This window comes from Vibrio sp. V33_P6A3T137 (assembly GCF_009904835.1).
Classification (GTDB): domain Bacteria; phylum Pseudomonadota; class Gammaproteobacteria; order Enterobacterales; family Vibrionaceae; genus Vibrio; species Vibrio metschnikovii.
The window spans coordinates 14,470-35,724 of the sequence record NZ_WXWK01000076.1 but is presented as its reverse complement, the minus strand read 5'-3'; the positions used below and the strand labels follow the sequence as shown (position 1 = coordinate 35,724).

Genomic DNA, 21,255 nt, shown 5'->3' with positions numbered 1-21,255 from the left:
AATTCATTGAGCTCTTCCGTGACAGATTTTATAATAGATATGAGATCTTCATATCTAACTCCCCTATCTTTCCCCCAAGTCCAAGTCATAGAGCCAGAAAAGTCCGCAACAAATGTTACATCCACTGTTGTAGAATGATACTTTCGTGTTACCGAACGATCAAAAACTTGATAGCCTGCCCCAAAACCAATAATCGCATCATTACCAGGGAACCAAGTGGGCTGTGAAATGCGCGCGCTTACTTGATATTCAAAAAATCGGCGATCTTGTCCTTTGCATGCAGGATTATCCTCACAGTTTATTTTTTTTATCGTTATATCATCATGATTAATCTCAGCTAACGGAAAATAATACTGCAAATAACTTTTTGCTAGCACTGTATCATCAGAACCTTCCCCCGCTACTGCCAAACTTGCCACTTCTACCGCTTCTAACAGGCGCGCTTTATCTTGCACTGCTCGCGCACCATCAGTGCCTAAGGCAAACACGCCAAATAAAACTGGAATCATTAACGCAAATAAAATGGCCGCATGACCGGATTGGCGTTGCATACTGTTCATATTCATCCGTTATCTCCCCATCACCACCGCTCGGCTGGAAACACGCTTAAAGTCTTCACCTATCAGATTGCCATACCAATTTGGTGTTTCATAACAAAGGGTGACTTGATATAAGGTTGCAGGGCGGCCAAAAGTGGTGGTAAAGGTAAGATCTTGAGATGGCATTGATGGCTTACAATCAATCCCTCCTCGATAATAAGGACCACTAATATTATTATTATTGTTAACAATATGCAGATGGAAACCAAATTTGCTTTCATAAAAATTTGTTGTGGTTCTTTTTAGTGAAGCCAAAACTATTTCATATAACAACAAAAACTCCTTTGGTATATCTTTATCATCAATCGAAACGGTATCTGGAAGTAAATCAAATTGATCAGCACCAGCTAATTCCGTGCGCTCTTTAATAATATTCGCCGCGGAATAAGACATACGGTCTAATTTACCCTGATAAGCAAGCCTAACCACAAGATCAGCACTAAAAATCAGTAATAAAGCAAAAAACACCCCAACAATAGCAAACTCGACCATAAAGTTTCCCTGCTGTTTAACGAGCGAAATTTTCACGCTGATACTCCTGAATTACAATGGCTTCGCGAGAAAATACCGTTTCTCCGCTGAGAAAAAAGTTAAAAATGGGTTGATAGTCATAAGTAATATCATAAATCGCAATCGCCATATCTTTAGGTTCGTTACAATTAAATGTGTCCCTATCTTTCCCTAAACATAATGTTTCATAATCATGTAGCTCATCTAAACTTTTTACAAATTGCACATTGGCTTTGAATTTATTAGCATCAACGATATAGTGCCACAGACTATTTTCTTCTCTTAGAACTCTCTCAAACTCAGTGATATAATTACTACCATCCATTTTCTTAGTCTCTCTAGCCGCTTTAGCGATCGCTAAATCACCTAAGCTAGAGACATAAGAGATAAAACTCATCTCAACCCAAGCCATACACATCAACCAAAAAGCGAAAAAACCACCGACAAATTCTATAGTAGCGACACCTTTTTTATATCTGATTGAATAGTTCATCATCACTGAACCTCACTATTATCGATATCTAAACCGTTTTTTTCATCAGCAAGAAAGTGTAGCGTCTCTATTTTATCGATTATAGGGGTATCCACTGGCACCTCAAATTTCAAGGTTGAAACTAAATTTAAATTTCTTAACGTAATAAACAATTGCTGAATCTCTTGTTCACTGTACTGATGTGCATAAAAAGCTTGTAAATGCTGGAAACTACCTGATTTAGCCATGATAATCGCCAAATTGGCGATTACTCGGTCATCGGCTTGACCATTGTGATAAATAGGTAGCAATCTATCTGCTGCGCTTTGATAGTCTTCTTCAAGCATATCAATTAACGCCAGATTATTTTTTACCGTAATATCGTCGTACATTAATTCTCTCGCTCGGTTAAAAGATGCACGTGCCTGTTTAAACTGAGAAGATTGGGCAAAAATGATGCCGAGCATATTAATCGTTTGTGCATTATTAGGGGAGTTCACTTGCGCAACAGTCAAAGATTGTTGCGCTTCATTTATCCGATTTAATCGATATAGAGCTACGCCCTGTAAATAAAACTCTGTATCTTGCTTAGATGGAGAGCGAACTAATGGGCCAAGAATAAACAATGCCGACTCAGGGTCTTGAAAGTCCAAATAGGCTTGAGCTAATTTTAATCGGGTTTCACGCTGATCACTCTGCTGTAGCTGTTGCTTATAAAATTCTATTAACGCAGTATAATTTCCTGTTTTAATCAGTACTTGTTCTTGGTCGAAAGCAAAAGTAGCATTATTGGTGTCATTTACATTGCTACGCTGATGACCTGAAGATGACACACAACCAGATAGTAGTAATCCCACCAAGCCCACCCAAACTAGATTACGCATTAGCCATCATCCTCATGATTCCTGGGGCAGCGATCAAAATTACAATCGGTACCATAATAAAAATGATCAATGGAATAGACATTTTCGCAGCTAACTTTCCAATTTTTTCTTCAATTTGTAGCATTTGTACTTCACGAATATCAGCAGATAGAGTGGTCAATACACTGTAAATTGAACTACCATATTGTAAACTTTGCTTAAGCGTCATCACAAAACTACGCATTTCATTAGAAGGAACCCGTGCATATAGCTCATCTAATGCAGCTTCTAGTCCAACCATTCGTGCTCTATCATCAGTTTTAATCAATAAATAGCTAATGTCTTTATCAAAGCCTTTCATCTCTTTCGCCAAATAACTGATCGCAGCTTCAATCGTCATCCCTGTTTGAACACAAACGGCCATCAGATCCAATAAATACGGCAGTTTATTGGAAATTTTATAACTCAGTTGCCGACCACGCATGGCTAAATAACTATCTGGCAGAATCAAACTAACCACTAGCCAAACCGCTAAAGCAATAAACAAACTATTGCCTTGCCACGCAAAACGTAATGATAAAATGTAGAGAACTGCGCAGCCTACCAGTAATAGACCATATTTAATGGGCATGAAATAAGTCGCTAATTTGGGGTTATAAAATCCCGCAGCGAGAATTTTTTGCTGTACCTGTTGTTTATCTGAAGAAAAGAGATTGTTTAGATTGGCAGATAATTTGTCTAGCCAAGCTAATTTTTGCTTTGGTGTTTGCTCATGGTGATGAAAATCTCTCCAGAGTTGCTTTTTACGTTCACTACGTAAAGAGACAATCAGTAGTAAGGCGCCAATACTGACTGCCATAATTGAAAAGATGCTAGTCGTTGAATGAGCTAACCATGTTTGAATGTTAACGAACACTTTTCATTAGCCCCCATACAATCGCGATACCAATCGCCTCACTGATCAATACATAAAATAATATCGGCCGGCCACTGGGATCAAACATGACAAATTCGTAGTTCTCCGGGCTTAGGTATTGCAAAATAAACAAAAAGAAAATAGGAATTGCCGCGACAATTTTGGCTGAGGTTCGCGCTTCCGAGGTTAAAGCATACTTTTTCTTTTCAATTGAACGGGCATTAAATAACAAACGGTTTAGTCTTAAAATCACTTCTTTAAGTTGCCCACCGCGCTGCATATTCGCACGTAAGGTAATCACAAAAAAATGAAACGAAGGGTAAGGAAAACGCAAACAAGCTTTACGAAATACATCATCGGGAGATTCTCCAAGCTGTAAACGCTTACCCATAATTTTAAATTCTTTACCCACTTCATTATTTAAGGTATTGCCAACATACATAATGGCATGAGTAATACTCTCACCTGAGGATACCGCACTACTCAGCATATTTAAGGCATCAGGAAAACTCTCTTCAAACTGAGTCTGCTCGCGTTTTTTTAACCATAAATAGGCAAAAAACACCCCAGCGATCACCGTGATTACAATAACGAGTAACGCTGAGCCACGGATAAAACGTTGATTGAATTCGATGCCCAAAAACACCAGTCCAACAAGGAAAATCATCACTTTTAATAAGGCAAGTTTGCCCAATTGTTTGCTAAGATTTTTCCAACCTTGGTTGAATCGATCTTGTAAACTGCGATCCGAAAGCGATTTTATATCAATCGCTTGCTGCTCAGATGTCATGGAATCAACGTACCGAGCACGCGAATACTGTGCTAAATAGTCATAACCTTCCTGTTTCTGCTTACGTTTAGCCACCAACAATAAAACTATGCCTAGAATGATCAGTAATAACCCAATCATGCGCGCTGCTCTCCTATATCCCGAAAAGCTTTAGCCAATTTATCTTCTAAACCAAAGAATCTCGCTTTCTCATATAAAACCGAGCGTTGCATCAAACCTGAGGTAATGAAACTTCCATTAACTTTGCCATCTTCACTTTGGCGTAAATTAGGTTGAAAACGAAAGATTTCTTCCAGCACCACACTTGAGCCTTCAAGACCAATGACTTCAGTAATACTCATTACTTTACGGCTACCATCATGCAACCGACTGATCTGAATGACTAAATCGACAGCACTAACAATCGTTCGACGAATAGCTTCTAGTGGTAAACTGCTGGTTGCCATCATCACCATCGACTCAACCCGAGCTAACGCATCACGAGGAGTATTGGCGTGTAGCGTTGACATTGAACCGTCGTGACCCGTATTCATTGCTTGCAGCATTTCAAACGCTTCCGCGCCACGACACTCACCGACAATAATTCGATCAGGGCGCATACGCAGCGAATTAATCACCAAATCACGCTGATTGATTATGCCGGTATTTTCAATCCCCGCAGTTCGAGTTTCTAGACGTACCACATGGGGTTGTTGTAACCGCAGTTCTGCTGCATCTTCAATGGTAATGATCCGCTCATTTTCAGAAATAAATTGCGAAAGTGCATTAAGCATGGTGGTTTTACCCGAACCGGTGCCGCCTGAAATTAAAATATTCAACCGACAGCGAGCCGCAACCATTAATACTTGCGCCATTTCCGGACTCATGGCCCCAAACTCACACAGCTTAGTAAAATCAATACTCTGTTTTTTAAATTTACGAATCGATATTGAGGTGCCATCAATCGCAATCGGTGGAATAACAATATTAACTCGGCTACCGTCCTGTAGACGCGCGTCACAAGTTGGAGAGGATTCATCAACTCGTCGACCAACACGAGCAGCAATCCGTTTAGCGATATCCAACAGTTGCCTTTCATCAATAAAATCAATATGCGCTTTTTCGACTAATCCACCACGTTCGATAAATACATTTTCATGGCCATTAATCATAATGTCACTGATCGAATCGTCATCCATTAAGGTTTGTAATGGCCCTAAACCGACCAATTCATCAACTAAGTTTTTAACAAACTCTTGGCGCAGAACTTTAGGAACACTTAAACGTTCACGCTCGATCAACAGCTCTATCGCTCCATTTAGCTGCTTCGCTAACTGATCTTTGGTCATTTGTGCAATCGCTTCAGGCTCTAAAGCATCAAAAATTTGCTTACGCAGACCAACGTATATCGCTTTTGCACCAATCATGATGTTTTATGCCGCTGTTTTAACCATGTTTGAACCATCTCAAACACATTCGGTTTCCTTTCAACAGGAGTTTCGCCTAATAATAAAGAGGTCAGTTTTTTAAGAGGATCAGCGGCTTTCAAGCCCGACGATACTACGCGTTTGTCTTCTAAAATGGTGGCGTTAATCGCCTCGCAATAAGGGATTTCAATATCAATCCGTTGTTTAAGAATCGCTTCAGCATCGGCTTTGTCTGCCGATTGTTGCTTAACGCCCATGGTATGGTTGAGCACGGTAATCAATCTTAATGCTGGCGTGGTATTGAGTTTCAGAATTCGCTCTTTCAAACGCGCGGCTTCACGAACCGATGAAACGGTAGGTTCAAGTACTAACACAACAATGTCCGCTTGAGACAGAAATTTATCCGCATCAAGACTAAAGCCCACCGACGCTGATAAGTCTTCTAAGATAAAATTGACATCTTCAGATAATTGGTCAACAACCGCGTTCGAATAATCGACCATGGAGGGAGTATCAAGTTGATCTGAGGTCAATGACAACATGGATAACATGCTGTTATGTTTATAGACTAGACTTTGTGCTGATGAACTATCGAGAGAAGACGCTAATGAACCTTTTTGAATACGGCGCTTCTCTAACTTTCGAATCCCCATCAAAATATCTAGATTGCCACCATGAAAATGTTGATCAACCACTAAACAAGAAGTTTTACGTACAGCACTTAACTGGTGAGCGACTTCAGCGGTAATTAAACTCGCCCCCACTCCACCTTTTGTTCCTAATACACTGATATATTTTGCACGTCGTTTTTGGCCAGGTCCACGATGACTACTCCGTTTACGGTTTTCATACACACTGCGCACAAAATCAATAAACTCTTGCTTAGTCACTGGCCAAAATACGTAATAAAAACCCATGGCTTTTAAATTACGAATCGTTGATATCGCATCTTCACTTCCCACGACAATGACCGAAGCATGATTGGGCAGTAAATGACTGATTCTTTCCGCATCAAGACTGACGTCGTGGCTTTTGTTTAACTCAACAATCACGATTTCAATATCTGACTCACGAACGTGATCGGCAATTTGAATATCATTATTCTTGGCAATCGCAGGAGGAGCTATTCCTTCAAATCGATAGGCTTCTAAAACCAAATCTTGGCATTCAGGTGTTTGATAAAAAAGCACTGAGGTGATTTTCTTCTGCTCAATCACCTCTGACTGCTGCTTTTTACTCAGTAAATCGACTAAATCAAACATAAATGATGACTACTCTCCGTTTACGTCGACATCGTTAGATGAAAGGCGCGTATGAATCATTTTGTGAGGATTAACCATTGACTGCCAGCGCAAGCTTTCACTGTAACAGCCGCGACCTTCATGCCCAAAACGGCTGATTTGTGCAGCCGAGCAAATAGGCACGACAACTTGATGGCTTAAAATTTGTATTTTAAAATCAAACTGTTGATTAGCCGCTAAGGGCGTTTTTTCGATGCGCATATTATTTTCCGCCACACCTAAACGACGCAGTTGTGATAGCACCTGATTTGCAAACCGTTCGCCCTGTTCACTGGTGGAAAACAAAATAACTTGTTGTGTAACCAACGCAGAATGCTGAGCTTGGATAAAGTCATCCAAAGCTCGTTGGGCTTCTGCTTGCTGCTGCGGATTAGTTTGCAGAGCTAAAGAGGTCAGAATAGGGTAAACATCAATCGCAGGTCCTGGTCTTTCCGCCTGCCCTGAACTACAGCCAATTAAGCTAAATAAGGCGATGAGCGTGATAATTACGTTCTGTTTCATTGCTTAAACCCTCCGGTAGCGAGAATCTGCTGAGTCATATTTTGCTCAGTAGCGTTTTTATCCGGATCTAAGGCAAAAAAGCGCTCTAAAGTAGATGTACGTTGTATTGTAGGTAACTGAATTGTCGAAGGGTGAATAGGCTGCACTAAATTGACGGTGGCAATAATCACTAATTCGGTTTTATTACGCGTCGTTTCAGTATGGCGAAAGAGAGCACCCAAAATGGGAATATCACCAATAAATGGAATTTTACGCAGTAATTCTGTTTCTTCTTTATTCAACAGCCCACCCAGGACAAAACTTTGTCCATCACCTAACTCAACCGTAGTTCGAGCTCGGCGAGTTTTTAAAGCCGGTAAGTTATAAGTCGCATTTGCGTATTGGGTATCCAGTGAGCTGACCTCTGGCATGAGTGACAGACGAATTTTGTCATCACGCATCACTTTGGCCATCATTTCTAAACGCACACCAAACTCTTTATAGAGGACATTCGTTCCACCATCGACAATCGTTACCACAGGGAGCTCTCCTCCCACTAAAAAACTAGCGGTTTCACCAGAAATCACTGATAAATTAGGCTCGGCAAGAATTTGTCCAACGTTATCATCACCGATTGCACTAATTAAGGTCATGATGTCACTGCTTGAAAATTGCCTTAGAGGATTAACAAAAATACCACTGGCACTGCCACTACTTCCAAGCTGAATACCGAATTTTTCCATTAACGATTGAGACACTTCAGCAATGGATAACTTAACGTTCACTTGTTTGGTACTCGCGACTTCAATATTATTCACGACCCCTTCAAAGCGGCGACGTTGCATGAATTCCATTTTGTAGGTGTTGTCACCAAGCTTCCATTCAACATCCGTATCTACCGAGCTTTTGTCAAGCAGTTCACCGACTAACAAGTTAATCTCATCTCGCTCTTTTTCTGTGGCAACCATACCACTTAGCACCACTTGATCACCTAAGTTGTAGACCGTCACTTCTGCATAAGGGTATTTAATCTGAATATGTTGCTGAATATGGACCATACTTTTATTGACGACTAAACGTCGGCTGAGCAAGGTTTGGCTATCATCGCCAAAAATCAACACATTGGCGCTGCCGACCTGCTTACCAAAAACCACCACCGTGCGACGGTCGATCACCTGATAGTCTGCAACTTTAGGGTCAGAAATAAATACCGATTGAATTTCGCCTTCAACACGAAGGGTTTGCGCATCCCCTTCCGCTAAATTGAGCATCCTTTGCGCAGCGGCAGGCAACGTCAACACACTGAAGGTAACCAAAAATAATATAGATAAATAGCGATGAACCATAATACGTTCCTTAGCGAACCGTTGCCGCGCCTGCGCGAAATTCTTGGATGGCTTTATAATCGGTTAATACATCTCCCGCATTTGCTGAGAGCTCACTCACCGTACTATTACCGGTAGAGAGGTGTATTTCTAACTGAGCAATATGACGAGCAATCGTTAATGTGGCGACTTGTTTACGAGTTAATTCAACAACCACATTCGCCTCAGATGGACCTGTGACTTCACGTCGTTCAGAGTTTTCCACGGCTGAATTATTCACCTGAAGCACTTTGACGCCCATTAATACTGGTGTCAGCGAGATGGTTTCAAAGTTTCGTACCGTCACATCATTGGCTAAATTTTGTTTAAGCGATGACAACGCTAAAATATCCACCAATGTACCCGGCCTGATCACACCACCAATCACGGACTGCTCTGAAACTTGGATCGAAAAAGGCACATGGCCCGGAGTTAAAATCAGCTCCATATAGCCATTTTGATGGGGAGCAAGTAATTGCTCTGGCCAAACAACGTTACCTGCATCAATCGCCTTTACGGCGCGCATTTGATCAACAAACTCAAGCTTCATATCGCTCGCGATACCCAACGCAAGTGCTTCCGGCTCAGGTAAACGGCGTAATTCAAGATCGGAGCGACTTATCACTTGCCCTTTAGCTATCGGTTGGCGTGAAAACCAAACTTGCCATTGTTGAACCGGTGGTGGTGGCGGTGGCTGTACATTAACGGCAGGCGCTTGGACCACCACAGGATCCGGCGCAGGAGCAAACAATCCATACCCACCAGCAGCAATCGCTAATAGCGCGAGCACAATTAAAAGCTTGGAATTCATATCACCGTCCCAAGTGAGAGAAAATTATAAAGAAGAGAGATACACGGCTAAACCACCCACTAGGCTTATCGGCACCCCGTAAGGGATCCCTCGTTGCCGTACGGCGGTTAAATCTGTGCATAACCCATACAACAAATAGCCGCTAGCGATTAAGCCACCAGCAACACTAATACCAACTAACGTTAACGGAATGTACTCAGGGCTAATGCCTAGACTGAGAATCGCCAATAATTTGCTATCCCCAGCGGCGAGGATGCGAAAATGAAACAGCACTAAACCTGCGGCGATAATAACCAAGGTATAAGGCAATACAAACCAATTAGGCTGGATAAACCAGCCTAACAATATCACCACGCTTAACGCCAACAGGTAATGATGATGAATCACTCGTTGACGTAAGTCTCCAATCATAATTAAGCTTAAAATAATCAGAGTGGCCAGTGGTAGCATAATTAATATTTATTAAGGAGTAGGAGGAGTAGCAATATCTGTAGCTTTATTTATGTTTCCGGTGATAGATTCCATTGCCTTTGTCAATGCACCTTTGAGTCCGTCATCACCACTAAATACAGCTAAAACGATCGCAGAAATCGCAACACCAATAATCGCGTATTCAATCGCAGTAACACCGCGCTGATCTTTAGCAAATGATTCTAACAATAGACGAGTGTTTACATAGAATTTTGTCAACATGTAACTTTCCTTTTTTATAAAAACCAATGATTTCTTGGACTAGAATCACCAACTCAGACTCTAATGGAACTATTATTGGCATTCTTTTTATTAATGTCTATCCCAGTTATGCAGTAGAATCCTCATAATCAACGTCATTCTCAGCCATGAGACAAAATCGAGTATTAACTCTAAAGCTTAATGACTTTATCAATATTAATTAGCCACTAAAATAATACTTAAATCACATAAACTTGCATTTTAATATTCAATATTGATCCTATTTTCACTTAAAAATTTTGCCAAAATTTTATTATGAGCTATAGAAATAAATCTATTCATGCGAAAACACATCACCCCGAAAGACAATCTATCTTTCGGAGTGATGTGGTAGAGATGGATCTTGAGGCTATATTTCGACGTGTAGGCACGACACAGCGTGAGTATCGTTACCTTTAATCTGCGGTTTGGTTTGCGAACATTCTGCCGTGGCTTGTGAGCAACGAGTGCGGAATACACAACCAGAAGGTGGATGGATCGGCGAAGGCAGATCCCCTTCTAACATCTGAATGGTTTTGCTGCGCTCTTTTTTAGGATCAGGAATAGGCACTGCCGACATCAAGGCTTTGGTATAAGGATGCAGCGGATTGGAAAATAGAGCTTCAGACGTGCCCAACTCCACCGCGTTACCTAAATACATCACCAATACCCGATCGGAAATGTGCTTAACCACCGACAAATCATGAGCAATAAACACCAGAGACAAGCCCAATTCTTTTTGTAACTGCTGCAATAAGTTAACCACCTGAGCCTGAATCGACACATCGAGTGCTGAGACGGGTTCATCGCAGATGATCATTTTCGGATTTAAGATCAACGCACGGGCAATGCCAATACGCTGACATTGACCACCTGAAAATTCATGAGGATAACGGTTAATCACGTTCGGCAGTAAACCGACTTTGGCCATCATCTCTTTGACGCGATCTTTCACTTCCTGTTTAGATAGCTCAGGGTAAAAGGTTTCTAGTGGCTCAGCGATAATATCGCCCACCGTCATCCGCGGGTTGAGTGATGCCAATGGATCTTGGAAAATCATCTGAATATCTTTGCGGGTATTACGGCGCTTAACGGCATTCAGACGGGTTAAATCTTGCCCTAACCAGACCACTTGCCCTTCAGTCGCTTCGACTAGACCAATGATTGCCCGAGCAAAGGTCGATTTACCGCATCCGGACTCACCCACCACACCTAAGGTTTCCCCTTCGTACAAGCGCACATTCACGCCATCGACCGCTTTAAGCGTCGATGGTTTGGCCCATGGCCATGGTGATTTTGCTGGAATGCTAAAATGTACTTTCAGATCTTGCACATCCAACAATAGATTTTTTTCTAAGTTCATTACTTCCATCCCTCCCAATCCGAAAAACAAGCGCGCTGACGATTATCGGCAAAAGTCAGTAACTGCGGCGCTTCACGTTTACAACGATCGGTGACTCGATGACAGCGTTCTTGATACGGACACCCCGGTGGTAGACGTAATAAATTCGGTGGATTACCCGGAATGGTCGGTAAAATTTCTCCTTCCGTATCCAAACGAGGAATGGCTTTTAATAACCCTTCTGAATACGGATGACTTGGATTATAGAAAATATCATCCACGTCAGCGTATTCCATGGTCCGTCCGGCGTACATGACCAGCACTTTGTCACATGAGCCAGCGACAACGCCCAAGTCATGGGTGATCATAATGATCGCGGTATTAAACTCTTTTTTCAGCTCATTGAGCAAATCCATGATTTGCGCTTGTACCGTCACATCCAGTGCGGTCGTCGGCTCATCGGCAATCAGCAGTTTTGGACGACACAACAGTGCCATCGCAATCATCACCCGCTGACGCATACCACCAGAAAACTCGTGAGGATACATGGTGATCCGATTACGTGCCTCGGGGATTTTCACCGCATCGAGCATACGTACTGACTCTTCGAAAGCTTGCGCCTTACTCATGCCTTTATGAAGCATTAACACTTCCATCAACTGATCGCTGACTTTCATGTATGGATTGAGCGACGTCATTGGATCTTGGAAAATCATTGCAATTTGTTCTGCGCGAACTTTGTTCAATTCACGCTCAGGCAAGTTTAAAATTTCTCGCCCTTCAAATTTAGCACTGCCACTGATCTTTCCGTTTTTGGCCAGCAAGCCCATTAAAGCAAACACGGTTTGTGACTTGCCCGAACCAGACTCACCAACAATGCCCAAGGTCTCACCTTGTTGCAAAGAGAAGGTTAAATCATTGACCGCAGTGACCATGCCATCCCGAGTCGAGAACTCAACTCGCAGGTCTTGAACATCTAATAAGTTCATTATCTATTCCTTAGCTAAGTTGGGTTATCGGTCTTTAGGATCGAGCGCGTCACGCAGCCCATCACCGACGTAGTTAAAACAAAATAGAGTGACGATCATAAAAGTAGCCGGGAAGATAAGTTGCCAGATCGCGACTTCCATTGTGTTAGCGCCTTCCTGTAACAACGCCCCCCAACTGGTCATCGGCTCTTGAACCCCTAAACCAAGGAAAGAAAGAAATGACTCGGTTAAAATCATACTCGGGATCAGTAGCGTAGAGTAAACCGCAACAATGCCCAGTACGTTCGGCACAATATGACGAGTGATAATTCGCCATTGACTGACACCACAGACATGCGCAGCTTCAATAAACTCTTTGCTGCGTAGGCTTAAGGTTTGCCCACGTACAATTCGCGCCATATCCAGCCAAGCTATCGCTCCGATAGCAACAAAAATCAGCACAATATTACGACCGAAAAACGTCACCAATACGATAACCAGAAACATAAAAGGAATCGCGTATAAAATTTCCAAAACACGCATCATCACACGGTCGGTACGACCACCAATAAAACCAGAAGCCGCGCCGTATAAAGTCCCAATCAGTACGGCAACAAACGCACCCATGATCCCGACCATCAAAGAGATTCGGCCACCAATTAAGGTCCGGACAAATAAATCTCGCCCTAAGGCATCAGTACCAAACCAATGGGTTGCCGAAGGGGCCGCGTGCATCGCATACCAATCGGTTTCATCGTAACTAAAATTAGCCAGCATCGGCCCAAACACCACCAGTAAAGTGATGAAGCATAAAATACATAAGCTCGCCATTGCCGCTTTGTTACGCATAAAACGTACACGAGCGTCTTGCCATAAACTACGACCTTCAATCTCAAGGTTTTCGGTAAATTTCTCTATGGCTTGTAAGTGTTCTTGTTTCTTTAACATGCTTTCGCCCTCAAACTAGTAGCGAATTTTCGGGTCGATATAAGCCAGAAGAATATCGACAATCGCGTTAAATAAGATAAATAAGAAACCAATCAAAATGGTGATTCCCATCACTAAGGAGTAATCTCGGTTAAATGCCGCGTTAACAAACAAACGACCAATTCCGGGTAAACCAAAAATGGTTTCAATGACCACCGAACCAGTGATAATGCCAACGAAAGCCGGTCCCATATAAGAGACAACCGGCAGTAAAGCGGGTTTTAACGCGTGCTTAAACACGATATAGCGATAGCTTAATCCTTTGGCACGAGCGGTACGGATAAAATTACTATTTAGGGTTTCAATCATCGAACCACGGGTAATACGAGCAAAAGTTGCAACATACAGCAACGACATACCAATCACTGGCAACGCCATATATTTAAAGGACCCATCGAGCCAGCCACCGGCCGGAAACCAACCTAATTTGATGGAAAAGACATAAATTAATACCGGCGCTAATACAAAGGAAGGCATGACGACCCCGAGCATCGCGGTCGACATAATCGTATAGTCTATCCAAGTATTGTGCTTTAACGCCGCAATCGTACCAATCGAGACACCGATAATAATGGTAAAGATAAACGCTGCAGCACCAATTTTTGCCGACACGGGCAGTGAACTCGCGACCAACTCATTCACGGTATAATCTTTATATTTAAACGAGGGACCTAAATCACCACGCAAAATATTACCGAGATAAGTGATGTACTGCACTGAAACGGGCTTATCAAGGCCATATTTGGCATTGATATTGGCCATGACTTCCGGTGGTAATGGACGCTCACTAGAAAACGGATTTCCCGGTGCAAAGCGCATGAGAAAGAAAGACAGGGTGATCAATACCAACATGGTTGGTATTGCCTCAAATATCCTTTTTACGATGAATTTAAACATAAACTCACTCTTTCCAATCTGTGATAATAAAAAATACAAACGACACTGCATGCACCGTTACGTACATGCAGAGTCGAACAACAGGTGGTTTAACCACTCAATTATTATTTTGCTATGAGATAAAGATCTTTAGTGTAGATTTTTTCTTCAGCGTTATTGCTCGGGAAACCACCGACCTGTGGTGATAACAAACGAGATTTAACATATTGATAGATAGGGGCAATCGGCATGTCACGTGCAAGCAGTTTTTCTGCCTGAGCGTAAATCGCCTGACGCTCTTTTTCTGAGGTAGTTGCCATGGCTTTGGCCATCAGCGCATCATACTCTTCGTTATGATATCTTGGATCATTCGAGCTGTTGCTTGACTTCATCAAGGTAAGGAATGATGAAGCTTCGTTGTAGTCACCACACCAGCCAGCACGCGTCACGTCAAAGTTACCTTCACGGCGTGAATCAAGATAGGTTTTCCACTCTTGGTTCTCTAGCGTAACGTTCACTCCAAGGCCTGAGCGCCACATCGATTGAATCGCGGTCGCGACTTTACGGTGGTTTTCTGAGGTGTTGTATAGCAAATTAAAGCGCAGTGGATTACTGCGATTATAACCCGCTTCTTCTAGTAACTTTTTCGCTTCGGCCAAACGTTGCTGTTGAGTCATTTTGCCATAAGCAGGCATTTCTGGTTGAAAACCAGCGGTAATTTCTGGGGTTAAGAAATAAGCCGGTTTTTCACCTTGGCCCATAATCGCATTGGCGATGACATCACGGTCAATCGCGAAAGAGAGCGCTTTTCGAACTCGCACATCATCCAAAGGCGGTTTTTGGTTATTAAAACCATAGTAGTAAGTACATAAACTTCCTACTACCGAAACCGAGTCAGCATGGTCACGTTGTAAACGGCGGAAATGCTCAATCGGCACTTCGTTGGTAATGTGAATCTCACCAGATAAGAAGCGGTTCATCTCTGCGACTTGGTTTTCAATCGGTAAAAACGTGACTTTATTAATCACTGTTTTTGAATCATCCCAGTAATTTGGATTACGTTTCAGCTCTAAACGCTCATTAACTACCCAACGGTCCAACATATAAGCGCCATTGCTGACATAATTACCCGCGCGAGTCCACTCATCACCATGTTTCTCTATCGTCCCTTTATGGACAGGCTTCATTGTGGTATGACCAGTCATCATCACGAAATACGGCAGTGGCGTATCCAATTCAACCACCAAAGTATGATCGTCTAATGCTTTAACACCTAATGTCGTGCTGGCTTTTTCTCCAGCAATGATCTCTTTCGCATTTTTCATCTTGGTGTATTCCATATACCAAGAATAAGGTGACGCTGTAGCAGGGTCGACCGCACGCTGCCAGCTGTAAACGAAATCTTGCGCAGTCACTGGATCGCCATTAGACCATTTTGCATCTTTACGTAAATAGAAGGTATAAGTTTGGTTATCTGAGGTTTCCCAACGCTCGGCAACACCAGGAATGGTATTACCATCAGCATCTTGGTTAACTAAACCTTCGAGCAAATCGCGAATTACGTGCGATTCTGGTACACCTTCTGTTTTGTGCGGATCGAGAGAAGCAACTTCAGTACCATTACCACGGATAAGCTCTTGAACAGGAGCAAGTTTAGTTCCTGCTGGAACATCAGCAGCGAGCGCAGAGAAGGAGGCCGTAGCGACAGTTAAACCTGCGCCAAGTAACAAGGCTTGTGTGATTTTATTTTTGTACATGCATAAACTCCAAGTTTTTATTTTGCATCCATGACTCTTTATTAAGCCTTCAGAACGGCCTGAATCAGGTGGCTTAGCGCAAAAACCAAGCAATATAACCTAGACCTAATAAAGAATTTCGCACATTAGCAATCATCGAAGTAATTTGCCAATAAAATGTAAAGCTAACCAATGATATCCTTAACCCACATCAATTATTAGGCAATTACTCCACTATAACGCTGTACCGCTGCGCGTTTGCGGCTATGCCCTAGTGACTAATAAACCACCACTTACTTAGCCAGTAGCCTTTTTAATCGACAAGGGAAACAATCTTTAGATAAGTCGGGCATAAGCACTGCTTGCAACCCGATTAGCAGTATCTTTCGCCGTCAATTTAGCAAAAAATTAACATTTAAACAGTAGAACGTCTAACTTATTGTAATAATCCCCTGTTAAAGCCCTGCGTTCTGTGAAGAGGGTCACTACCTTGCACTAAGCTGATCATATTGCTCCAGCATGTCGCATTCACAAAAAGAATAACTACACACCTAACCGATTAGTTTTAATGACTCTTCGTCCGATATTCGCCTAAACATCAGCTATCCAAGAGAACGCGTCAGAATTTCAAGTATTTGTGGACGGAAAATAAAAAACACCGCGCCAAGTAAACACAGTCCGGCCCAGATAAAATCAAGTCGAAAAGGTTCTTTCATATAAATCAGCGCAAAAGGTACAAACACAGTTAACGTAATAACTTCTTGCAATATTTTCAGTTGGCCTAAGTTCATTACTGTATAACCAATACGATTGGCGGGTACTTGAAACATATATTCAAATAGGGCGATTCCCCAACTGATCAATGCAGCAATGATCCAAGGTTTATGGGCTAAATCTTTTAGGTGGGCATACCAAGCGAAGGTCATAAAAACATTACTGATCAATAACAGACCAATAGTGACCAACATTGGCGGTAAGGAAAACATGCTAAACGCTCCGCAACAAGTAGAAAAACCAGCGCAGTTTGCGCTGAGATTTTATTTTCGTCAATCTGTCCAAGCGTAATTTAAATCGAACTGGGAACGATACCGAAAATTAAACTAAAAATCTTAAATTTACCTCGTTTATTGATAAACGGTCACATTTTGAGAAGCAAAATATTCTACTCATCACTTGGCGCTTTTTACTCCCTAGCCCATCAGCTAAACTGGAACAAACCATTATCTGGAGAAATGACAATGAACAAAATTTGGGTAACGGGCGATGCCGTCGTCGATTTAATTCCCGAAGGAGACAAGCATTACTTAAAATGTCCCGGAGGGGCTCCTGCCAATGTTGCCGTGGCTATTGCAAGATTAGGTGGGCAAAGCGCTTTTTTTGGTCGAGTCGGGAACGATCCCTTTGGTCGATTTATCCAACAAATCTTAACCACGGAACAAGTTGATTGCCAACATCTTATTCTCGATGAGCAGCAACGCACCTCAACCGTAGTGGTTGATCTCGATAGCTCTGGTGAGCGTAGCTTCACTTTTATGGTCAAACCCAGTGCTGATCAGTTCCTACAGCTAACCGATATTCCAGCCTTTAAACAAGGGGAATGGTTGCATGTTTGCTCCATCGCGCTTGCTAACCAGCCAAGTCGCAGCAGCACTTTTGCAGCCATAGAACGAATCAAACAAGCCGGCGGTTATGTCAGTTTTGATCCTAATTTACGCGAAGAAGTCTGGCAAAACCCGGAGCAGATTATCGAGATCGTGATGCAGGCAGTCAGTCAGGCTGACGTGGTAAAATTTTCTGAAGAAGAGCTGACTTTTTTAACTCAAACACAAACTATTGAGCAAGGGTTAACCGCATTAGCTCCCCTCGCCTTACCCTTAGTGGTGGTCACTCAAGGGGCAAAAGGTGCTTTAGTAGTAACAGGCAAACAACAGCAGTTAGTTACAGGTAAAGTGGTCAAACCTATTGATACCACTGGCGCAGGCGATGCATTTGTCGGTGGTTTGTTGTACCAATTGGCGACAAGCCATAACTGGCAAGAGAATATTGCCCAAGCCATCCAATGGGCACATGGCTGCGGTGCATTAGCCACCACCCAAAAAGGAGCCATGACGGCTCTGCCTAACCAACAAGCATTACTCGAATTTATCGAATCTTAATTGAATGGCTGTTGGTCTTGTTGAACCAACAGCCACTATACCCAAACGATTTGGAGTCACAGGTAAGCGGCAAATGAATTCATCCCAATAAGCATAGACAAGCTATTTGATTGGGATGAACGAACGTAGCCAACATCGCTACAGTTACAAATAGGAGGAGGATAACCTTAAGCAGCAAACGGCTTTAATGTTGCCTGAAGAGGGAAGTAATCCGCTTCAAGCTCAGCGCCGAACAAAGCGATTTGCGTAGCATCCGGCGCGGTAAACACGCGGCTACTCATCACTTGCTCTCCTTGGTTGATAAAAATTTCAATCGACGAATGATCAACCAGAATTTGTAGCTTAACTTGTTCTGTCGTGAGGTTTAGCTCTCGTATTGTATCCCCTTGACGGATCTCAGTTTGACTGCGATCTAAGCGTAAAGTGTGGCTCTGCTCATCAAGGGATAACACAACTTGCTGGTGACGATTTTTCATCAAATGCAGCTCACTCCCCCAAGGTAAAGTGACCTGTAATTCATAACTTTTACCGCCAATGTCGATACCCTGCTCGGTCAAATGTAGTGAGCGTTTTTCGCCACGTAACTGAGTCAGTTCACGAATCGGGCTCTGTATCACGCGACCATTTCTCCACCGTAACTCCCGTAATGCGGTTAATTGATGGATCCAACCATCAGCGCAACTGGGGTGATCGACCTCGTCCGGTAGCCCCATCCAACCACAGAGTACGCGGCGTCCATCTGGCGTTAATGCCGTTTGCGGCGCATAAAAATCAAAACCACTATCAAGCTCCCAACCTTGTAAGAATTGTAGCTGTCCTTGCTGATTGTCGGCGACGGTAAAAATTCGATTGTGGTGTTCAATGGTGTGATGAGGATTAGATGAGCGAATACCTTGTGGACCAAAAACAACCAAGGTTTGGCCATCCAGTTCAAATCTATCTGGGCATTCCCACATATAACCATAAGGCGCTAATTCTTGACCATACAATCCATCAAATTGCCAATCATGTAAGTTATCCGAATGATAAACGGCTAAACAACCCGCTAATTGCTGAGTTTGCGCGCCGAGCAGCATCTGCCAGCGGCCTTGTTTATAGACTACTTTAGGGTCGCGAATATGCTCAGTAACACCATCTGGTAGTGTGCGGATAACCGGGCCTAGCTTAGTGAAACCACCTTCGGAGTTAGCTTTAGCAATGCACTGCATGGTCTGCCGCTGTCTATCCTGTCCTAATCGAGTATTTCCGGTATAAAACAACCACAGATCGTCACCATCACTGACCGCATGACCTGAAAAAACCCCGTGACTGTCAAACCAATCTGATGGCGTCAGTGCAATCGAATGCCAACGCCAGTTGATGAGATCTTGGCTCTTGAGTAACACCCAATATTTGTCTTTATGCTGGCAAGCAAACGGGTGCCACTGATAAAACAGATAATATTCACCTTGATGATAAACAAAGCCATTAGGATCATTGAGTAAACCTTGTGGCGGCGAAATATGCCATTGCGGACGATATACACTTTCGGTCGGCGGTAAATAAGCTTTAGCTTGTTGACGTTGCTGCTTGGCAATGTGAATGCCAACCTCTGCCAAATCGTGTTCAGAAATTTCATCACTGATCGGCATAGAAAGCTGCCACTCCCCTAATACCGACTCTGAGACTATCGATGTTGGCAGCGGTTTAACCTGCTGTAAATCACGTACCGCAACGGTTACCCGCCCTTCTGGTGCTAAAATACGCAGAATATTGGTTATCCCACCAGCGAGTTCAATCAACAAATTAAGAGACATAGAATTACCATTAAATCGGGAACGTTCTCAAAAAGTATAAGACATTACGCCGATAGGCAAGTATTTCTGATTTTCATGAGTAACTCGACGAGAGCAATGTGAGAAAGAACACAAAATTGTCGACGAGTCTCTACGAGCCCAATGGTGAGCAAGTCTCACGATCAATATTTTGAAAGGTTAACACGACTTTACTCATCTCTAAACCTTGCCCAGCAATACGATCAAGCAACATTTTTGCGGCATTTTCTCCTGCTTTATCAAAAGCATAATTGAAAGTAGATAAGCTTGGAGTACTGACATAAGCCAACTCGTCATTACCGACCCCGAGTATTTTTACCTGCTGACCCGCAATTCGACCGCTCTCATGCAGGGCTTTAATTGCCCCGACCGCTAATCGATCCGTCGCACAAAATAGTCCATCGAGTTGAGGGAAAACTTGCAGTTGCTGCTTAGCTAACCGATAGCCTGATTCAATCGAAAAATCACCACGTGCATGAAACAATAACTCTCGCTGATGAAGCGCTAGTGACTGAGCTAGCCCTTGCGAACGCAGGGCATCCACCGCCAAATCATCACTTTGCACACCGATAAAACCGATCTGCTCGCACCCGGCCGCGACTAAGCGATTACCTGCTTCAAACCCGACTCGTAAATCATCATGCACCACGCTAGGGATATTGTATAACGAGCCATCCTGACCAATTAATACAACGGGAACATGAGATTGTTGAATCGCTTTAATCAAAGGCTCATCAAGGTGAGTCGCATAGAAGATGATTCCCTCAACCCGCTTTTGATTAAAGATTTGAATGTATTCTAATTCCTTAGCATGAATTTGATGAGTATTGGCGAGCAATACATGCTTTCCTGCTTGTTCAAAAATAGCCGTTAAACCATCAACCCCTTGCGCGGTGGCATGGGAAGAGACCCGAGGCACAATCACGCCAATCAAATTGGTCTTTTGTGATTTGAGATCTTTTGCAACCTGATTGACCATATAACCACAATCAGCAACCGCTTTTAACACCTTGATTTTGGTCGATTCTTTAACACCATACTCGTCATTCATCACTCGTGATACGGTCGATTTTGATACACCAGCTAAACGCGCTACATCATGCAAACTTGCCATTATTTTCTCATTCCATCATCACATTGGGATTGATTGCAA

General features: G+C 42.8%; 22 protein-coding genes. 1 reads left to right on the top strand and 21 read right to left on the bottom strand.

Translation table 11 applies throughout. From position 1 onward, the window contains the following. The 19 genes from CAG60_RS07290 to CAG60_RS07200 form a co-directional block, all read right to left on the bottom strand. On the bottom strand, positions 1 to 566 hold a 566-nt coding region (locus CAG60_RS07290), incomplete at its 3' end, for a TadE/TadG family type IV pilus assembly protein (protein ID WP_161438622.1). Between the two features lie 3 nt (positions 567 to 569). Continuing rightward, positions 570 to 1,091 carry a tight adherence pilus pseudopilin TadF gene (tadF, locus tag CAG60_RS07285; RefSeq protein WP_161438621.1) on the bottom strand — a complete coding sequence of 174 codons (522 nt, stop codon included), beginning with the start codon at positions 1,089 to 1,091 and terminating at the stop codon, positions 570 to 572. A gap of 16 nt (positions 1,092 to 1,107) precedes the next feature. After that, positions 1,108 to 1,605 carry a TadE family protein gene (locus CAG60_RS07280; RefSeq protein WP_161438620.1) on the bottom strand — a complete coding sequence of 166 codons (498 nt, stop codon included), beginning with the start codon at positions 1,603 to 1,605 and terminating at the stop codon, positions 1,108 to 1,110. Beyond that, on the bottom strand, positions 1,605 to 2,465 hold the full coding sequence (locus CAG60_RS07275) for a tetratricopeptide repeat protein (RefSeq protein ID WP_161438619.1): 861 nt from the start codon (positions 2,463 to 2,465) through the stop codon (positions 1,605 to 1,607). Before CAG60_RS07275 ends, CAG60_RS07280 begins: the two co-directional genes overlap by 1 nt. After that, positions 2,458 to 3,303 carry a type II secretion system F family protein gene (locus CAG60_RS07270; RefSeq protein WP_158144012.1) on the bottom strand — a complete coding sequence of 282 codons (846 nt, stop codon included), beginning with the start codon at positions 3,301 to 3,303 and terminating at the stop codon, positions 2,458 to 2,460. Before CAG60_RS07270 ends, CAG60_RS07275 begins: the two co-directional genes overlap by 8 nt. Positions 3,304 to 3,349: 46 nt before the next feature. After that, complete coding sequence (locus CAG60_RS07265) at positions 3,350 to 4,270, bottom strand: type II secretion system F family protein (RefSeq protein ID WP_161438618.1); 921 nt, start codon at positions 4,268 to 4,270, stop codon at positions 3,350 to 3,352. Next, the gene (locus CAG60_RS07260) at positions 4,267 to 5,556 is read right to left on the bottom strand and encodes a CpaF family protein (protein ID WP_161438617.1); all 1,290 of its coding nucleotides are present in this window, start codon (positions 5,554 to 5,556) and stop codon (positions 4,267 to 4,269) included. The genes CAG60_RS07265 and CAG60_RS07260 overlap by 4 nt, the downstream gene beginning before the upstream one ends. Beyond that, positions 5,553 to 6,818: an AAA family ATPase gene (locus tag CAG60_RS07255; protein ID WP_161438616.1), complete on the bottom strand. Its 1,266-nt coding sequence runs from the start codon at positions 6,816 to 6,818 to the stop codon at positions 5,553 to 5,555. Before CAG60_RS07255 ends, CAG60_RS07260 begins: the two co-directional genes overlap by 4 nt. Before the next feature lie 9 nt (positions 6,819 to 6,827). Continuing rightward, positions 6,828 to 7,358 (bottom strand): hypothetical protein, encoded by a 531-nt coding sequence (locus CAG60_RS07250; RefSeq protein WP_161438615.1) that lies wholly within the window; start codon positions 7,356 to 7,358, stop codon positions 6,828 to 6,830. Beyond that, the gene (locus CAG60_RS07245; protein WP_161438614.1) at positions 7,355 to 8,683 is read right to left on the bottom strand and encodes a type II and III secretion system protein family protein; all 1,329 of its coding nucleotides are present in this window, start codon (positions 8,681 to 8,683) and stop codon (positions 7,355 to 7,357) included. Before CAG60_RS07245 ends, CAG60_RS07250 begins: the two co-directional genes overlap by 4 nt. Before the next feature lie 10 nt (positions 8,684 to 8,693). Further along, positions 8,694 to 9,512, bottom strand: coding sequence for a Flp pilus assembly protein CpaB (gene cpaB, locus CAG60_RS07240; protein WP_161438613.1), 819 nt, complete (start codon positions 9,510 to 9,512; stop codon positions 8,694 to 8,696). Between the two features lie 24 nt (positions 9,513 to 9,536). Continuing rightward, positions 9,537 to 9,962 (bottom strand): prepilin peptidase, encoded by a 426-nt coding sequence (locus CAG60_RS07235; protein ID WP_337247095.1) that lies wholly within the window; start codon positions 9,960 to 9,962, stop codon positions 9,537 to 9,539. 12 nt (positions 9,963 to 9,974) lie between these two features. After that, positions 9,975 to 10,205, bottom strand: coding sequence for a Flp family type IVb pilin (locus CAG60_RS07230; RefSeq protein ID WP_161438611.1), 231 nt, complete (start codon positions 10,203 to 10,205; stop codon positions 9,975 to 9,977). A 388-nt stretch (positions 10,206 to 10,593) separates the two neighbouring features. After that, on the bottom strand, positions 10,594 to 11,586 hold the full coding sequence (gene oppF, locus CAG60_RS07225) for a murein tripeptide/oligopeptide ABC transporter ATP binding protein OppF (protein ID WP_161438610.1): 993 nt from the start codon (positions 11,584 to 11,586) through the stop codon (positions 10,594 to 10,596). After that, positions 11,586 to 12,554 carry an ABC transporter ATP-binding protein gene (locus CAG60_RS07220; RefSeq protein WP_161438609.1) on the bottom strand — a complete coding sequence of 323 codons (969 nt, stop codon included), beginning with the start codon at positions 12,552 to 12,554 and terminating at the stop codon, positions 11,586 to 11,588. The genes oppF and CAG60_RS07220 overlap by 1 nt, the downstream gene beginning before the upstream one ends. Before the next feature lie 24 nt (positions 12,555 to 12,578). Beyond that, on the bottom strand, positions 12,579 to 13,481 hold the full coding sequence (oppC, locus tag CAG60_RS07215; protein WP_004395493.1) for an oligopeptide ABC transporter permease OppC: 903 nt from the start codon (positions 13,479 to 13,481) through the stop codon (positions 12,579 to 12,581). A 15-nt stretch (positions 13,482 to 13,496) separates the two neighbouring features. Next, positions 13,497 to 14,417: an oligopeptide ABC transporter permease OppB gene (gene oppB, locus CAG60_RS07210; RefSeq protein WP_072669302.1), complete on the bottom strand. Its 921-nt coding sequence runs from the start codon at positions 14,415 to 14,417 to the stop codon at positions 13,497 to 13,499. 104 nt (positions 14,418 to 14,521) lie between these two features. Continuing rightward, a complete protein-coding gene (locus tag CAG60_RS07205; RefSeq protein ID WP_115152717.1) occupies positions 14,522 to 16,153 on the bottom strand; it encodes an ABC transporter substrate-binding protein in 1,632 nt (543 codons plus the stop codon). Between the two features lie 581 nt (positions 16,154 to 16,734). Further along, positions 16,735 to 17,118 carry a DMT family protein gene (locus CAG60_RS07200; protein WP_154168463.1) on the bottom strand — a complete coding sequence of 128 codons (384 nt, stop codon included), beginning with the start codon at positions 17,116 to 17,118 and terminating at the stop codon, positions 16,735 to 16,737. 252 nt (positions 17,119 to 17,370) lie between these two features. On the opposite strand from CAG60_RS07200, the gene CAG60_RS07195 reads away from it, so the two are divergent. Further along, on the top strand, positions 17,371 to 18,288 hold the full coding sequence (locus CAG60_RS07195) for an aminoimidazole riboside kinase (protein ID WP_161438608.1): 918 nt from the start codon (positions 17,371 to 17,373) through the stop codon (positions 18,286 to 18,288). A 167-nt stretch (positions 18,289 to 18,455) separates the two neighbouring features. On the opposite strand, the gene CAG60_RS07190 is transcribed toward CAG60_RS07195, so the two are convergent. Continuing rightward, the gene (locus CAG60_RS07190) at positions 18,456 to 20,084 is read right to left on the bottom strand and encodes a glycoside hydrolase family 32 protein (RefSeq protein WP_161438607.1); all 1,629 of its coding nucleotides are present in this window, start codon (positions 20,082 to 20,084) and stop codon (positions 18,456 to 18,458) included. Between the two features lie 130 nt (positions 20,085 to 20,214). Continuing rightward, positions 20,215 to 21,216 (bottom strand): LacI family DNA-binding transcriptional regulator, encoded by a 1,002-nt coding sequence (locus tag CAG60_RS07185; RefSeq protein WP_161425749.1) that lies wholly within the window; start codon positions 21,214 to 21,216, stop codon positions 20,215 to 20,217. Positions 21,217 to 21,255 lie beyond the last annotated feature (39 nt).

Coding starts and splice junctions, on each gene's coding strand:
- CAG60_RS07255 (WP_161438616.1), bottom strand. CDS start 6,818: ATGTTTGATTTAGTCGATTTACTGAGTAAAAAGCAGCAGTCAGAGGTG.
- CAG60_RS07220 (WP_161438609.1), bottom strand. CDS start 12,554: ATGAACTTATTAGATGTTCAAGACCTGCGAGTTGAGTTCTCGACTCGG.
- CAG60_RS07270 (WP_158144012.1), bottom strand. CDS start 3,303: ATGGCAGTCAGTATTGGCGCCTTACTACTGATTGTCTCTTTACGTAGT.
- CAG60_RS07260 (WP_161438617.1), bottom strand. CDS start 5,556: ATGATTGGTGCAAAAGCGATATACGTTGGTCTGCGTAAGCAAATTTTT.
- CAG60_RS07245 (WP_161438614.1), bottom strand. CDS start 8,683: ATGGTTCATCGCTATTTATCTATATTATTTTTGGTTACCTTCAGTGTG.
- CAG60_RS07235 (WP_337247095.1), bottom strand. CDS start 9,962: ATGCTACCACTGGCCACTCTGATTATTTTAAGCTTAATTATGATTGGA.
- CAG60_RS07185 (WP_161425749.1), bottom strand. CDS start 21,216: ATGGCAAGTTTGCATGATGTAGCGCGTTTAGCTGGTGTATCAAAATCG.
- oppC (WP_004395493.1), bottom strand. CDS start 13,481: ATGTTAAAGAAACAAGAACACTTACAAGCCATAGAGAAATTTACCGAA.
- CAG60_RS07200 (WP_154168463.1), bottom strand. CDS start 17,118: ATGTTTTCCTTACCGCCAATGTTGGTCACTATTGGTCTGTTATTGATC.
- CAG60_RS07195 (WP_161438608.1), top strand. CDS start 17,371: ATGAACAAAATTTGGGTAACGGGCGATGCCGTCGTCGATTTAATTCCC.
- CAG60_RS07230 (WP_161438611.1), bottom strand. CDS start 10,205: ATGTTGACAAAATTCTATGTAAACACTCGTCTATTGTTAGAATCATTT.
- oppF (WP_161438610.1), bottom strand. CDS start 11,586: ATGAACTTAGAAAAAAATCTATTGTTGGATGTGCAAGATCTGAAAGTA.
- CAG60_RS07190 (WP_161438607.1), bottom strand. CDS start 20,084: ATGTCTCTTAATTTGTTGATTGAACTCGCTGGTGGGATAACCAATATT.
- cpaB (WP_161438613.1), bottom strand. CDS start 9,512: ATGAATTCCAAGCTTTTAATTGTGCTCGCGCTATTAGCGATTGCTGCT.
- CAG60_RS07265 (WP_161438618.1), bottom strand. CDS start 4,270: ATGATTGGGTTATTACTGATCATTCTAGGCATAGTTTTATTGTTGGTG.
- oppB (WP_072669302.1), bottom strand. CDS start 14,417: ATGTTTAAATTCATCGTAAAAAGGATATTTGAGGCAATACCAACCATG.
- CAG60_RS07275 (WP_161438619.1), bottom strand. CDS start 2,465: ATGCGTAATCTAGTTTGGGTGGGCTTGGTGGGATTACTACTATCTGGT.
- CAG60_RS07205 (WP_115152717.1), bottom strand. CDS start 16,153: ATGTACAAAAATAAAATCACACAAGCCTTGTTACTTGGCGCAGGTTTA.
- CAG60_RS07280 (WP_161438620.1), bottom strand. CDS start 1,605: ATGATGAACTATTCAATCAGATATAAAAAAGGTGTCGCTACTATAGAA.
- tadF (WP_161438621.1), bottom strand. CDS start 1,091: ATGGTCGAGTTTGCTATTGTTGGGGTGTTTTTTGCTTTATTACTGATT.
- CAG60_RS07250 (WP_161438615.1), bottom strand. CDS start 7,358: ATGAAACAGAACGTAATTATCACGCTCATCGCCTTATTTAGCTTAATT.